Origin of the sequence: Amorphus orientalis (genome assembly GCF_030814015.1) — a bacterium.
In the GTDB taxonomy this organism is placed as follows: domain Bacteria; phylum Pseudomonadota; class Alphaproteobacteria; order Rhizobiales; family Amorphaceae; genus Amorphus; species Amorphus orientalis.
In genome coordinates this window covers 51,488-64,833 of the sequence record NZ_JAUSUL010000004.1, presented here as the reverse complement: position 1 = coordinate 64,833, position 13,346 = coordinate 51,488, and the positions used below count along the sequence as shown (strand labels likewise).

The following is a 13,346-nucleotide window of genomic DNA, read 5'->3' as shown; positions in this document are numbered from 1 at the left end:
GGTCGACGACGCGAAGTCGCACGCGCCGCCTGTCCGGACGGCACCCAGCAGCCGACGACTGTCGGCCGGCCATACTTGGCCGCCCCCCTGGACTCCCGCTTTCGCGGGAGTGAGCGGAATCTGGGGGACCGGACAGAAAACCGGTGCCCACTTTTCTTGGGATTTGCTTTTTTCCACGCAAATCCCGGACGGAAAACCGGTTCCCACTTTTCCTGGGATTTGCGGGTCAGCGCCCCGGCGAACGGTTCCAGGCCCACAGCCGCGTCACGCCGGTCGGGGCGACGGGACGGGCCGGCTTGTCTTCCCGTGCGCGCCGGCAATAGAGCGCTCGCCCGAGGATGAGTTCGTTCAGCATGGGGTTCCTCCGGATTGTTGTCTCTTCTTACGCAAGCTGCGCACCCTGTACGTTCAACCTCAATAAATTATGACACTGAGGGTTGAAGGTCCGGCTTTTGTGATCCGCATGTCGGAAAAGGGTGATCTCCTGCGCGTCATCCGGCATTGTGGCGGGGTTCGAAGGCGGGAGGCGACCACCGATGAAGCTCTACGATGCGCCGCGCGCGGCGAACCCCCGGCGTGTGCGGATCTTCCTCGCCGAGAAGGACGTGGTGATCGACACCGAGCCGGTGGACATCATGTCGAAGCAGCATCTGGAGGAGCCGTTCGCCCGGCTCAATCCGCTGCGCCGGCTGCCGGTCCTGGTTCTGGACGACGGAACCGTGATCACGGAGTCGATCGCCATCTGCCGCTATTTCGAGGAGGTGCATCCCGATCCGCCGCTGTTCGGTCGGGATCCGAAGGAAAAGGCGCTGGTGGAGATGTGGCAGCGCCGGGTCGAGTTCGGGCTCCTGTTTCCCTCCCAGTTCGCCTTCCGGCACACCCATCCGGCGATGCGGGAGCTGGAGGTTCCTCAGATCCCGGAATGGGGCGAGGCCAACAAGCCGAAGATCATGTCGTTCCTGGGCTTTCTGGACCGGGAGATGTCGGCGGACGGCTACGTCGTCGGAGATGCCTTCTCGATTGCCGACATCACCGCGCTGGTCGCCATCGATTCCCTCAAGCTGTCCAAGATCCGCATTCCCGAGGATCTCACCCGTCTGAAGTCCTGGTACGACCGGGTCTCAAGCCGCCCGTGCGTCGTGCTGTAGCTTTCCGGATGATGATCGAGCTGAGATGAGCCGTTCCGACTGGACCGGACTGACCGGTCCTCCCGACAGCGCGCTGGGAGGCCTGACCGGCAAGATCCGTGCCTGCCGCATCTGCGTCGAGCGGCCGATCGGGGCGCCGCTGCCCCACGAACCCCGTCCGGTGATCCGCGCCACCGAAAGCGCCCGGATCGCCGTCTGCGGTCAGGCGCCGGGCACGCGGGTCCACGCCAGCGGTCAGCCCTTCACCGACCCGTCGGGAGACCGGCTGCGCGACTGGATGGGCGTCGACGTGGACACGTTCTACGATTTCGAGCGGGTCGCCGTGGTGCCCATGGGGTTCTGCTTCCCGGGCCAGGACGCCAAGGGCGGCGACCTTCCGCCGCGGCGCGAATGCGCCAGAACTTGGCACGACCGGGTCTTCGCGTCGCTACCGAACCTGGAGCTGATCCTGGCGGTGGGGCTCTACGCCCAGGCCTACCATCTGCCGGGCCTGAAGAAGCTGTCGCTCACCGAGCGGGTCGGGCGCTACCGGGAGATCATCGGGCAGACGGCGCCGGTGGTGGTGCCGCTGCCGCATCCCTCCTGGCGCAACAACGCCTGGATCCGGAAGAACCCGTGGTTCGAGACGGATCTCCTGCCGGAGCTGAGGGCGCGGGTCGCGCGGGCGCTGGAGGCGTAGGGGCGGGACTAAACGGTCTTTTCGCCCAGAAAGCTGGGCCAGGTCTCGGCCAGCTCGCCGCCGATCCGCAGCGGCTCGATGGCGGTGGCGAGCCCGCTGGTGTCGTCGAGCTCCACGGCGACGCCGGAGAGCGTGGCGGGACCGGTCGCCGGGCCGAACCGGCCCTGGGGGATCTTGCGGGTGAAGCGCCCGATCGGCTCCTCCTTTTCCATGCCGATGATGGAATCGTAGGAGCCGCACATGCCGATGTCGGTCATGAAGGCGGTGCCGCCGGGAAGGATGCGGTGGTCGGCGGTCGGCACATGGGTGTGGGTGCCGACGACGAGGCTCGCCCGCCCGTCGAGATAGTTGGCGAAGCCCTGCTTCTCGGACGTGGCCTCGGCGTGGAAGTCGACGATCACCGCGTCGACGTCGCGGCCGAGTTCCAGGCCTTCCAGGCTCCGGTCGATGACGGCGAACGGATCGTCCAGCGGGTCCATGAAGATGCGGCCCATGGCGTTGGCGACGAACACCCGCGCGCCGTTGGTGGCGGTGAAGATGTTGGCGCCGCGGCCGGGGGTGCCAGCGGGATAGTTGGCCGGCCGGATCAGGCGAGGCTGCCGCTCGATGAAGACGAGGGCTTCGCGCTGGTCCCAGGCGTGGTTGCCGAGCGTCACCACGTCGGCGCCCGCATCCAGCAGCTCCTGGCAGATGGTTTCGGTGATGCCGAAACCGCCGGCGGCGTTCTCTCCGTTGATGACGACGAAATCGAGATGTCCCGAGGCCACGATCGCAGGCAGATACTCGGCGACGACGGCCCGGCCGGTGCGGCCGACCACGTCACCCAGGAACAGAAGGCGCATCGGGTTCTCCGGGTTCGGTGTCGAAACGCAGCAGCCCCGCCTCGGTGAGAACGGCGTCCAGGTGCCGGTCGTGGGGCTCCATGGGCACGATGTCCACTTCCTGGGTCGCGAACGCAACCCCGACCGTGGTGAGCGGCCCGATTGCGGACAGGCGCGCGATGGCGCCGTCATAGTGGCCCTTGCCGTAGCCGAGCCGAGCGCCCTCGCGGTCGAAGGCGACCAGGGGGACGAGCAGGATCATCGGATCGCATTCCGGGGCTTCCTCGCCGGGCTCGAAGGTGCCGAACCGCGCCGGCCGCAGGGTGTCGCCGGGCGACCATTCGCGGAAGACGAGCCGGGTCTGCGGAGCGATCACCGGCAGCGCCAGGCGATGGCCGGTTTCGGCGAGCGCGGTCATCAGCGGCCGGATGTCGATCTCGTCGCGAATCGGCCAGAAGCCGGCGACGAGGCCGGGCTTTTCGGGAAAGTCGAGCGCCGGGATCTGGTCGACCAGGGTCTGGGCGGCCGCTTCCCGCTCGGCGGCCGTCAGGGCGGCGCGGCGGTCCAGAACCTCTGCGCGGACCTTCGCCTTGCGCTCGGCGATGTCGGGGGAGGACGGTGCGTCGGACAAATCGATTGCTTCCGGCTCGGTGTGAAGGATGGTCCGGGGGGCAATCTACGAAGCCGGCAGCCGTTCCATCAAGGCCGGCGCGCAGTGGATGCCGTCAGGCCGGACATCGGGACCGCGGCTCCGGCAGATGGCCAGCGCGCGAATCGGGCCGGTGAGGGGACCGGAGGCGCTTGCCGGCCGGGATGGCCGGACAGGAAAGGGTGGGCGAACCGCCTCGGCCGTCGGAGGTATCGATCCCGGGAAACCTACAGCGTAGGTGGGCGCCGTTTTGCCCCAGCCCACGGGCCGGGACAGGGACAGCTCCCTTTTGGATCGATAAGGCCCCGGGGATGCGTGTCTCCGTCGAACCGCGCAGTGTCGCCTGGGCCCAATATAGGGTGCTTCGGGGTCCGCGCGAAGGGGAATCGCGGCGAGATTTTTTGCGCCGCGGATCCGGGGTGCGGACCGGCGTCTCACTCGTCGTGATCGGTGCGCACGCTGGTGTTGAGGCTCTTGGCGAAGGCGTCGATCTGCTGCGCCACGCCGCCGACGCGGTCGGCGATCGCGCCTTCGCGCTCGTGCTGGTGCTGCAGCAGCGCGTCGCGGGATTCCTTGAGGCTTTCCACCTCGGCGTTGAGCGCGACGATGCGGCGTTCGGCCTCCGCCAGCGCGTCGCTGACCTTGATCCCCGCCATCACGGTGAGCCGCTGGTCGCCGATCTCGCCGAAGGCGTCCCTGAGTTCCGAGATCGCGGCATCGAACCGCTCGGCGAGCGAAGCCAGCCGCTCCTCCTCGCCGTCATCGCAGGCCATGCGATAGGTGCGGCCATTGATCAGAACGGTGATGTGGGACATGGGCTCAGCTTTCCGATGGTGTTTCAGGGGCAGGGCCGGCGCGCGGGCGGTCGGGATCTGCGGCCGGCGGGTCAGCCGCCGTGCTTGTCGAGCACGGTGCGGATCGTTTCCATGGCGGTGACCAGGCGCCGCGAGACCTCGCGGTTGGCGTCTTCCAGCCGGCCGGCCCGGGCCTCCGAACGGTCCAGAGAGCCGGCGAGCTCCGACCGGTCCTCGGTCAGGCGCTGGACCTCGTCCTCGAGATTCGCGCGGCGCCGGTCGGCTTCCACCCGACGGTTCACCGCGGCCTCAAGACGTTCGAGCGCCGTTTCCAAGGCATCGAAGGCTTGATCAACTGTCGGCCGATCCGCCATGGCGACTTCTGTTTCCTGCCCGATCCTGATTCCAATTGCATATCAGCCGGTTTGGTTTCGTGCATCCAGTACCGGTTGAAGCCGTAGATCCAGTTCCAGACAGCAATATGGAACGATTGTCCACTGCCGATCCTGATCCGGCGGTGGGCGCACCGCGCCCGAGGGCCGCGACCCGCGGTCCCGGAAGCCCCGTCATGCGGCGTCCTCCGTTGACTCGGGTCGGCGAGTTGGTATTGAACGGCGCCGATATCGGCACGGTCGCAGCGGCCCCGACAGCGGGGCGGTCGAGGCCGCGAAAGTTCCCAGACAATGCAGGCGAGCCGCCCGGCGCAGTGATGCAATCCGGTGAGCGGCGGAGTTCCCAATGATCGATCTCGACAAACACAAGGCCATGGCCAACGCGATCCGCGTGCTGGCGATCGACGCGGTCGAGGCCGCGAAGTCCGGCCACCCGGGCATGCCGATGGGCACGGCGGACATCGCGACGGTCCTGTTCTCGTCCGTCATCAAGGTCGATCCGAGCCTGCCCGACTGGCCCGATCGCGACCGGTTCGTGCTGTCGGCCGGCCACGGCTCGATGCTGCTTTATTCGGTGCTGCACCTGCTCGGCTACGAGGATTTCTCCACCGAGGAGCTGAAGCGCTTCCGCCAGCTCGGCGCGCGCACGGCGGGCCATCCCGAATACGGCCACGGCGCCGGCATCGAGACCACCACGGGTCCGCTCGGGCAGGGCATCTCGACGGCCGTCGGCATGGCGCTGGCCGAGCGCATGATGAACGCGCGCTACGGCGACGACCTGGTCGACCACCGCACCTACGTGATCGCCTCCGACGGCGACCTGATGGAGGGCATCAGCCACGAGGCGATCTCGCTCGCCGGCCATCTGCGGCTGAACCGGCTGATCGTGCTCTACGACGACAACCAGATCTCCATCGACGGTCCGCTGGACCTGTCGGAATCCGGCGACGCGCTGAAGCGCTTCGAGGCCGCCGGCTGGAACGCCAGCCGCATCGACGGCCACAACGCCTCCGACATCTTGGCCGCTCTCGAGGCGGCGAAGACCAGCGACAAGCCGACCCTGATCGCCTGCCGCACGACGATCGGCTACGGCTCGCCGAACAAGGCCGGCACGTCCGCCTCGCACGGCTCGCCGCTCGGCGCCGCCGAGGCCGCCGCCGCCCGTGACGCTCTCGACTGGCACGCCGAGCCGTTCGAGATCCCCGCCGACGTCCGCGACGCCTGGCGGATCGCCGGCCTCCGCTCCGGCCATGCCCGCAAGGCCTGGGAGAAGAAGTACCAGTCGCTGCACCCGGACGAGCGCGCCGAGTTCGACCGGCAGATCCGGGGCGACCTGCCGCCGTCCTTCTCCGCCGCCATGGAGAAGCTGCGCGGCGAGATCGGCCGCGAGCGGCCCACGCTGGCCACCCGCAAGGCCTCGGAGAACGTGCTGGCGGCGGTCAACGCCGAGATTCCGGAGACCGTCGGCGGCTCGGCCGACCTGACCGGCTCCAACAACACCAAGACCAAGGACCTGGAGGTCCTCACCGCCGACAACTATGGCGGCCGCTACATCCACTGGGGCGTGCGCGAGCAAGGCATGGCCGCGGCCATGAACGGCATGGCGCTGCACGGCGGCCTGATCCCCTATGGCGGCACCTTCCTGGTGTTCACCGATTATTGCCGTCCCGCGATCCGTCTCGCCGCGCTGATGGGCGTGCGCGTGGTCTATGTGATGACCCACGATTCCATCGGTCTCGGCGAGGACGGGCCGACCCATCAGCCGGTCGAACACCTTGCCGCGCTGCGCGCGATGCCGAACCTCGTGGTGCTGCGGCCGGCCGATGCGCTGGAAACCGCGGAAGCCTGGGAGATCGCGCTGGAGCGCAAGGAGGGGCCGACCCTTCTGGCGCTGACCCGGCAGAACTGCCCGGCCGTGCGCGGCGAAGAGAGCCACGGCAACCGCTCCAAGCGGGGCGCCTACGAGGTGGCGGCCTCCGGTGAGCCGGCGGTGGTCAGCCTGTTCGCGACCGGGTCCGAGGTCGGCCTTGCCGTGAAGGCGAAGGGCCTCCTGGACATGGAGGGCATTCCGACCCGCGTGGTGTCGGTGCCGTCGTTCGAGCTGTTCGAGCGGCAGTCGGCCGACTATCGGGGCGAAGTGATCGGCGATGCCTCCATCAAGGTGGGCATCGAGGCGGCGGTGCGCATGGGCTGGGACCGGCTGATCGGGACCGACGGCATCTTCGTCGGCATGACCGGGTTCGGTGCCAGTGCGCCCTATGAGGAACTCTACGAGCACTTCGGCATTACGCCGGAAGCCGTCGTTGCCCTGGTGAAAGCACGGATGGCGGATGCCTGAGGCCGCGGGTCAGGTGAACTTAAGGCTTTTCCTCTCGCCCAATCCGATGCATCAGATCGCGATGAAATCCACAACGACCATCAAAACAACGAGGTGAGAGGACGCCATGACCGTACGCGTCGCCATCAACGGGTTCGGCCGCATCGGCCGCAACATCCTGCGGGCCATCGTCGAATCGGGCCGTAGCGACATCCAGGTCGTCGCCATCAACGATCTCGGACCGGTCGAGACGAACGCCCATCTGCTGCGCTACGATTCCGTGCACGGCCGGTTCCCGGCGACCGTCAAGATCGACGGGGACACCATCGATGTGGGCACCGGCCCGATCAAGGTGACCGCCGAGCGCGATCCGAAGGCGCTGCCCTGGGGCGACCTCGGCGTCGACATCGCGATGGAGTGCACCGGCATCTTCACCGCCCGCGACAAGGCGGCCGCGCATCTGGAGAACGGCTCCAAGCGCGTTCTGGTCTCCGCGCCGGCCTCCGGCGCCGACAAGACGATCGTCTACGGCGTCAACCACGACACGCTCACCAAGGACGACCTCGTCGTCTCCAACGCGTCGTGCACCACGAACTGCCTGGCGCCGGTCGCCTACGTGCTGTCCAAGTCGTTCGGCATCAAGCGCGGCTTCATGACGACGATCCACTCCTACACCGGCGACCAGCCGACGCTGGACACGATGCACAAGGATCTCTACCGGGCCCGCGCTGCGGCCGCGAACCAGATCCCGACCTCCACCGGTGCCGCCAAGGCCGTCGGTCTGGTGCTGCCGGAGCTGAACGGCAAGCTGGACGGTGTGGCGATCCGCGTGCCGACCCCGAACGTGTCGGTCGTCGACCTGACCTTCGAAGCCGGCCGGGACGTCTCGGTGGACGAGATCAACGACGCCATCCGGGCCGCCGCCGACGGCGAGCTGAAGAACATCCTCGGCTACACCGACGAGAAGCTGGTCTCCTCCGACTTCAACCACGATCCGCACTCGTCGGTCTTCGCCACGCCGGAGACGAAGGTGATGGACGGCAATTTCTGCCGCATCCTGAGCTGGTACGACAACGAGTGGGGCTTCTCCTCCCGCATGAGCGACACCGCCGTCGCGATGGCCAAGCACATCTGACCGGCGGAACCGTGCTCCGGAGCCGATCGTTCGGCTCCGGATATGACCTGGATCATGTCCCGGCCCGGCTTGATCGGGTCTGGAAGAAACGGGTTCGTTCAGGGACCTGAAACCGGAGCCACGGTGCGCCGGTCGGGGCGCAAACCCGATCGCAACCGGCTCCGGATCGCGGCGCGAAAAGAAGAACAGGCGGAAGCGATGAGCAGCATTCGAACGCTCGACGACGCAGCGGTGGACGGCAAGCGGGTTCTGGTCCGCGTCGATTTCAACGTGCCGGTGAGGGATGGCGCCGTTTCGGACGCAAGCCGCATCGAGGGCGCGGCCCCCACGATCCGCGAACTCGCCGACAAGGGCGCGAAGGTCATCCTCCTGGCCCATTTCGGCCGCCCCAAGGGCAAGCGCGTCGACAGTGAGTCCCTCGCGCCGATCGTCGAGACGGTCGCGCGGGTCGTCGGCCGGCCGGTCGGCTTCGCGGACGACTGCATCGGCGACGTCGCGGCCGCCGCCATCGGCAACATGGTGCCTGGCGAAATCCTGCTTCTGGAAAACACCCGGTTCCATCCGGGCGAGGAAAAGAACGACACCGCCTTCGTGGCGGAGCTTGCGGCCAACGGCGACGTGTTCGTCAACGACGCCTTCTCCGCCGCCCACCGCGCGCACGCGTCCACCGAGGGCCTTGCCCACAAGCTGCCGGCCTATGCCGGCCGCGCGATGGAAGCGGAGATCGAGGCGCTGACCAAGGCGTGCGAGCAGCCGGAGCGGCCGGTGGTCGCCATCGTCGGTGGCGCGAAGGTCTCCACCAAGATCGCGTTGCTGGAAAATCTCTGCGAGAAGATGGATGCGATCGTCATCGGCGGCGCCATGGCCAACACCTTCGTCGCGGCCCATGGCGGCGACGTCGGCAAGTCGCTTTACGAGCCGGATCAGGCCGATCTCGCCCGGCGCATCGTGGCGCGCGGCGAGGAGACCGGCTGCACGATCGTGCTTCCCAAGGACGCCACCGTGGCGCGGGAGTTCAAGGAAGGCGCGGAGAGCTGGGACGTCGGCCTCGACGCCATGCCCGACGACGCGATGATCCTCGATCTCGGCCCGCATTCGATCGACACGGTGAAGGCGGAGATCGGAACGGCCAAGACGCTTCTGTGGAACGGCCCGCTGGGCGCGTTCGAGGTGCCGCCGTTCGACCGCGCGACGGTCGAGGTGGCCCGGCACGCGGCCGAGCTGACGGCCGCCGGCAAGCTGACCTCGGTCGCCGGTGGCGGCGACACGCTGGCCGCCATGCATCACGCGGGCGTGGCGGAAAAAATGACCTATGTATCGATGGCGGGTGGCGCGTTCCTCGAATGGCTCGAGGGCAAGTCTTTGCCGGGCGTCGCCGTGCTCAAGAAATAGCCGCGGCCCCGACGGGGCTGCAGATCGCATCTCCGCTTCGCACGGACGGGCCGGCGAAGCGGGCGGCGGGGGTTCCGCCGGAAACAGTCGACCGATGGAGGGTGGAACGATGAGCGAACGTCTGGAAGATATTGCAGCGGCGATGATGCGCGACGGACAGGGAATCCTGGCCGCCGACGAGAGCTCGGGCACGATCAAGAAGCGGTTCGACACGATCGGCCTGACCTCCACCGAGGATGCCCGGCGCGACTATCGCGAGCTTCTGTTCCGCTCGACCGAGGCGATGACCGACTACATCTCCGGCGTGATCCTCTATGACGAGACGATCCGCCAGAAGGCCGCCGACGGCACGCCGCTGGTCGACCTGCTGAAGGCCACCGGATCCGTCCCGGGCATCAAGGTCGACATGGGCGCCAAGCCGATGGCGCTTGCTCCCGGCGAGAAGGTGACCGAGGGCCTCGACGGTCTCCGCGAGCGCCTCAACGAGTACTACGGCCTCGGCGCGCGCTTTGCGAAGTGGCGGGCGGTGATCGACATTTCCGCGACAACCCCGACCTACAACGCGCTCAAGGCCAACGCCCATGCGCTGGCGCGCTATGCGGCGCTGTGCCAGGAGGCCGGCATCGTTCCGATCGTCGAGCCCGAAGTGATCATGGACGGCCCGGACGCCGACCATACCATCGACCGCTGCTACGACGTGACCGAATGGGCGCTGAAGACGGTGTTCGAGGAGCTTTACGTCGCCAACGTCTCCCTCGAGGGCATGATCCTGAAGCCGAACATGGTGATCGCCGGCCAGAAGTGCCCGACCCAGGCGTCGGCCGAAGAGGTCGCCGAGAAGACCGTGAAGTGCCTGAAGGCCTGCGTGCCCTCGGCCGTTCCGGGCATCGCGTTCCTGTCGGGCGGCCAGTCGGACGAGGACGCGACCAAGCACCTGTCGCTGATGAATGCCATGGGTGGTCTGCCCTGGAAGCTGACCTTCTCCTACGGTCGCGCCCTTCAGGCGGCTGCGATCAAGGCGTGGGGCGGCAAGCCGGAGAACGTGGCGGCGGCCCAGCGCGCGTTCACCCACCGCGCCCGCATGAACTCGCTCGCAGCCCTCGGCACCTGGTCGGCGGACGAAGAGCGCAAGGCGGCGTAAGCGGACCGGGCAGGCGGCCTGCCGGAGCAGGTCCCGTTCCGACGGGGCCTAACCGGGCGGGACGGGCCTGTCCGATCGCCTTTTCGGCAGACGTTTCCTGTTGATCGGGCGATCCCGCCCCGCCGGAAGCGGCTCTTGTCATCGCTTTGCCATGATGCTCGGAAAAAGCAACGGCCGATGGATCGCACCCGCCTTGTCCTCGTTGCCCCGATCTTCGGAGCTGAGCCGGTCAGCCCGGCCCGGCTGGAGTCCGCGCTCGCCGGTGGGGATGTCGCCGCGGTGATCATCGATGCCGGAGACGGCGAACCGGAGGCGGTTCAGCCGCTTGCCGCGCCGCTGGTGGAGGTCGCCCAGGCGGCCGGAGCCGCGGCGCTTCTGCGCGGCGACAGCCGGGCGGCCGGCCGGATCCGGGCCGACGGCGTGCACGTCGATACGGATGTCGACGAGGTCGCCTCCGCGCTCAAGCGGCTGCGTCCGAACGGCATCGTCGGCGCCGGCGGCGCGGTGACCCGCCACGCGGCCATGGAACTCGGCGAACTCGATCCCGACTACGTTTTCTTCGGCCGGCTGGATCGGCCCGACACCGATACCGCCGAACCGACCGCGATATCGCTCGCCACGTGGTGGGCGGAGCTGTTCGAGGTGCCGGCGGTGGCGCTTCTCGGCCTCGACCTGGCCGAGGCGGAGGATCTCGCCGCGGCGGGCGTCGAGTTCGTCGCCCTGCGCGACGGCGTGTGGCGCCATCCGGAAGGGCCCGCCGCCGCCGTCTCCCAGGCGAACGCCGCCATCGAAGCGGGCTGGGTGCCGGCATGAGGGCGCGCCTCGGTGCCGCCGCGCTTCTCGTGGCTGCAACCGCGATGCCGGGGCAGGCCCAGGACGCGCGGACGCTGGGCCCCGGCGACGACGGGGTGCCGATCCGCAGCCTGATGGAGGGATCGGTCTCGCCGTCCGGCGCGCCGTCGGAAGCCATCGAGGGACGCGACCTGACCCTGCAGGAGACCGACCGACCCGATCGGCCGGCCCTGCCGAGCGCCATCGCCTTTCCGCCGACGACGCCCTTCTTCCAGCGCCCGGGCGTGGTCAATATCGATCCGTCCACCCTCATGGAGCCCGACGAGTCCGAAGCCGAAGCGGGCACCGCGTCCGGGGAGGCCGGCGATCAGGATCCGGCCCCGGCCGGGGCGGCTGACGACGAGGCGTCCGCGGACGAGGCCGCCGGGACCGATCCGGCTGATGCGGAGGCCGCCGACGCCGCCGCTGACGACACGGAACCGGCAGCTTCGCCGGCCAGCGAGCGGGACGTCGCTTATGGCGCCTATCAGCGCGGCTATTTCCTGACCGCCATGCGGGTCGCGCTGGAGCGCGCGGAAAAGGGCGATGCGGCCGCCCAGACGCTGCTCGGGCTGATCTACGAAGACGGAAACGCCGTGGAGAAGGACCTCGAGGCGGCGGCGGACTGGTATGCGATCGCCTCCGAGGGCGGCGACACCAACGCCAGCTATCGGCTCGGGCTGCTCTATCTGGACGGCACCGGCGTGGACCAGGACCGGGAGCGGGCGGCGGAGCTGTTCGCCGAAGCGGCCGAGGCCGGCAATGCGTCAGCGGCCTACAATCTCGGGCTGATCGAACTGGAAGAGCGCGACACCGAGGCCGCCGCACGGCATCTGGAGGCGGCGACTGAGGCCGGCAACGCCGATGCCGCCTATGCGCTGGCGCTGCTCTACACGTCGGGCACCGGCGTCGTTCCCGACGACGTCCGCGCCACGAAGCTTATGGGCGAGGCCGCGGCCGGCGGCAGCGTGGCGGCCCAGGTCGAATATGCGATCCGGGTGTTCAAGGGCGTCGGCATCGACAAGAACGAGGAGGCGGCGGCCGCATGGTTCGACCGCGCCGCCCGGGCCGGCAACCCGATCGCGATGAACCGGCTCGCCCGTCTCCTGGCCGTCGGCCGCGGCGTCGCGCCGGATCCGGTCGAGGCCTCCAAATGGCACCTGATCGCCCGCTCGCGGGGCCGCTCGGACGTCTGGCTGGACTCCTATCTGGAGAGCCAGCCGAAGGAGGTCGTCGACGAGGCCCAGGCCCGCGCGGTGCGCTGGTGGGGCGGCTGATCGGCAACGCCCCCTTGAAACCTTCCGGGCTTTGTGGTCCAGAAGCCGCGCATTCTGCTTGCTCCGGCTTCGGCGACACGGGAGCGGGGCGCGGACCCGGCGGTGCCGGTGTCCGCACGCATCCCGCACGAACGTGACCCGACGCCCGTGCATGACCACAACCCTTCTCCGGCAAGGCGGCGACAATGAAAATCAACGGAAACGAAATCCGACCCGGTAACGTTATCGAACATCAGAACTCGCTGTGGGCCGCGGTGAAGGTCCAGCACGTGAAGCCGGGCAAGGGCGGCGCATTCGCCCAGGTGGAGCTGAAGAACCTTCTCGACGGCCGCAAGCTCAACGAGCGGTTCCGCTCCGCCGACACGATCGAGCGGGTGCGCCTGGAGCAGAAGGACTTCCAGTATCTCTACGCCGAGGGCGACAATCTGGTGTTCATGGACACCGACACCTTCGAGCAGCTCGAGCTGTCCCAGGACTTCGTTGGCGAGCGCTCCTCCTTTCTGCAGGACGGCATGACGGTGACGGTGGAACTCTACGAGGAAAAGCCGATCGGCATCACGCTGCCCCAGCACGTGACGCTTGAGATCGCCGAGGCCGACGCGGTGGTGAAGGGGCAGACGGCGTCGTCCTCCTACAAGCCGGCGGTGCTGGAGAACGGCGTCAAGGTCATGGTGCCCCCGTTCATCGAATCCGGTGAGAAGATCGTCGTCGACACCGAGGAAATCACCTACGTCCGCCGCGCCGACTAGGCCGTCCTTCCCCACCAGGTT

At 68.3% G+C, this 13,346-nt stretch carries 14 protein-coding genes and 1 other RNA gene; 9 read left to right on the top strand and 6 right to left on the bottom strand.

The features are described 5' to 3' along the window. Positions 1–226: 226 nt before the first annotated feature. Positions 227–355, bottom strand: coding sequence for a hypothetical protein (locus tag J2S73_RS17240; protein ID WP_306886890.1), 129 nt, complete (start codon positions 353–355; stop codon positions 227–229). Positions 356–536: 181 nt separating this feature from the next. Between J2S73_RS17240 and J2S73_RS17235 the strand changes: the two genes are divergently transcribed. Together J2S73_RS17235 and J2S73_RS17230 are read left to right on the top strand one after the other, a co-directional pair. After that, positions 537–1,148: a glutathione S-transferase family protein gene (locus tag J2S73_RS17235; RefSeq protein ID WP_306886889.1), complete on the top strand. Its 612-nt coding sequence runs from the start codon at positions 537–539 to the stop codon at positions 1,146–1,148. Between the two features lie 25 nt (positions 1,149–1,173). Continuing rightward, positions 1,174–1,827, top strand: coding sequence for a uracil-DNA glycosylase family protein (locus J2S73_RS17230; protein WP_306886888.1), 654 nt, complete (start codon positions 1,174–1,176; stop codon positions 1,825–1,827). An 8-nt stretch (positions 1,828–1,835) separates the two neighbouring features. On the opposite strand, the gene J2S73_RS17225 is transcribed toward J2S73_RS17230, so the two are convergent. From J2S73_RS17225 to J2S73_RS17205, 5 genes are all read right to left on the bottom strand, one after another. After that, positions 1,836–2,669 carry a TIGR00282 family metallophosphoesterase gene (locus tag J2S73_RS17225; protein WP_306886887.1) on the bottom strand — a complete coding sequence of 278 codons (834 nt, stop codon included), beginning with the start codon at positions 2,667–2,669 and terminating at the stop codon, positions 1,836–1,838. Next, a complete protein-coding gene (locus tag J2S73_RS17220; protein WP_306886886.1) occupies positions 2,647–3,279 on the bottom strand; it encodes a 5-formyltetrahydrofolate cyclo-ligase in 633 nt (210 codons plus the stop codon). The genes J2S73_RS17225 and J2S73_RS17220 overlap by 23 nt, the downstream gene beginning before the upstream one ends. Positions 3,280–3,482: 203 nt before the next feature. Then, a non-coding RNA gene (gene ssrS, locus J2S73_RS17215) (6S RNA) lies at positions 3,483–3,640 on the bottom strand. 91 nt (positions 3,641–3,731) lie between these two features. Further along, positions 3,732–4,112 carry a cell division protein ZapA gene (locus J2S73_RS17210; protein WP_306886885.1) on the bottom strand — a complete coding sequence of 127 codons (381 nt, stop codon included), beginning with the start codon at positions 4,110–4,112 and terminating at the stop codon, positions 3,732–3,734. 71 nt (positions 4,113–4,183) lie between these two features. Next, on the bottom strand, positions 4,184–4,465 hold the full coding sequence (locus tag J2S73_RS17205) for a DUF4164 domain-containing protein (protein ID WP_306886883.1): 282 nt from the start codon (positions 4,463–4,465) through the stop codon (positions 4,184–4,186). A 364-nt stretch (positions 4,466–4,829) separates the two neighbouring features. Here J2S73_RS17205 and tkt point away from each other — a divergent pair, with 364 nt between their 5' ends. The 7 genes from tkt to efp all read left to right on the top strand — a co-directional run bounded on the left by tkt (position 4,830) and on the right by efp (position 13,325). Further along, positions 4,830–6,821 carry a transketolase gene (tkt, locus tag J2S73_RS17200; RefSeq protein WP_306886882.1) on the top strand — a complete coding sequence of 664 codons (1,992 nt, stop codon included), beginning with the start codon at positions 4,830–4,832 and terminating at the stop codon, positions 6,819–6,821. Positions 6,822–6,927: 106 nt separating this feature from the next. Next, a complete protein-coding gene (gene gap / locus J2S73_RS17195; RefSeq protein ID WP_306886881.1) occupies positions 6,928–7,935 on the top strand; it encodes a type I glyceraldehyde-3-phosphate dehydrogenase in 1,008 nt (335 codons plus the stop codon). A 198-nt stretch (positions 7,936–8,133) separates the two neighbouring features. Continuing rightward, positions 8,134–9,327 (top strand): phosphoglycerate kinase, encoded by a 1,194-nt coding sequence (locus tag J2S73_RS17190; RefSeq protein WP_306886880.1) that lies wholly within the window; start codon positions 8,134–8,136, stop codon positions 9,325–9,327. A 109-nt stretch (positions 9,328–9,436) separates the two neighbouring features. Continuing rightward, the gene (locus tag J2S73_RS17185) at positions 9,437–10,468 is read left to right on the top strand and encodes a class I fructose-bisphosphate aldolase (RefSeq protein WP_306886879.1); all 1,032 of its coding nucleotides are present in this window, start codon (positions 9,437–9,439) and stop codon (positions 10,466–10,468) included. Positions 10,469–10,645: 177 nt separating this feature from the next. Further along, positions 10,646–11,281, top strand: a complete 636-nt coding sequence (locus J2S73_RS17180; protein WP_306886878.1) for a thiamine phosphate synthase — start codon at positions 10,646–10,648, stop codon at positions 11,279–11,281. After that, positions 11,278–12,576 (top strand): tetratricopeptide repeat protein, encoded by a 1,299-nt coding sequence (locus J2S73_RS17175; RefSeq protein ID WP_306886877.1) that lies wholly within the window; start codon positions 11,278–11,280, stop codon positions 12,574–12,576. The genes J2S73_RS17180 and J2S73_RS17175 overlap by 4 nt, the downstream gene beginning before the upstream one ends. Before the next feature lie 185 nt (positions 12,577–12,761). After that, positions 12,762–13,325, top strand: a complete 564-nt coding sequence (gene efp / locus J2S73_RS17170) for an elongation factor P (protein WP_306886876.1) — start codon at positions 12,762–12,764, stop codon at positions 13,323–13,325. The last annotated feature ends 21 nt before the right edge of the window (positions 13,326–13,346 follow it).

Bases quoted from the DNA above. Each gene is read 5' to 3' on its own strand.
- J2S73_RS17240 (WP_306886890.1), bottom strand. From the start codon at position 355: ATGCTGAACGAACTCATCCTCGGGCGAGCGCTCTATTGCCGGCGCGCA.
- J2S73_RS17235 (WP_306886889.1), top strand. From the start codon at position 537: ATGAAGCTCTACGATGCGCCGCGCGCGGCGAACCCCCGGCGTGTGCGG.
- J2S73_RS17230 (WP_306886888.1), top strand. From the start codon at position 1,174: ATGAGCCGTTCCGACTGGACCGGACTGACCGGTCCTCCCGACAGCGCG.
- J2S73_RS17225 (WP_306886887.1), bottom strand. From the start codon at position 2,669: ATGCGCCTTCTGTTCCTGGGTGACGTGGTCGGCCGCACCGGCCGGGCC.
- J2S73_RS17210 (WP_306886885.1), bottom strand. From the start codon at position 4,112: ATGTCCCACATCACCGTTCTGATCAATGGCCGCACCTATCGCATGGCC.
- J2S73_RS17205 (WP_306886883.1), bottom strand. From the start codon at position 4,465: ATGGCGGATCGGCCGACAGTTGATCAAGCCTTCGATGCCTTGGAAACG.
- tkt (WP_306886882.1), top strand. From the start codon at position 4,830: ATGATCGATCTCGACAAACACAAGGCCATGGCCAACGCGATCCGCGTG.
- gap (WP_306886881.1), top strand. From the start codon at position 6,928: ATGACCGTACGCGTCGCCATCAACGGGTTCGGCCGCATCGGCCGCAAC.
- J2S73_RS17190 (WP_306886880.1), top strand. From the start codon at position 8,134: ATGAGCAGCATTCGAACGCTCGACGACGCAGCGGTGGACGGCAAGCGG.
- J2S73_RS17185 (WP_306886879.1), top strand. From the start codon at position 9,437: ATGAGCGAACGTCTGGAAGATATTGCAGCGGCGATGATGCGCGACGGA.
- J2S73_RS17180 (WP_306886878.1), top strand. From the start codon at position 10,646: ATGGATCGCACCCGCCTTGTCCTCGTTGCCCCGATCTTCGGAGCTGAG.
- J2S73_RS17175 (WP_306886877.1), top strand. From the start codon at position 11,278: ATGAGGGCGCGCCTCGGTGCCGCCGCGCTTCTCGTGGCTGCAACCGCG.
- efp (WP_306886876.1), top strand. From the start codon at position 12,762: ATGAAAATCAACGGAAACGAAATCCGACCCGGTAACGTTATCGAACAT.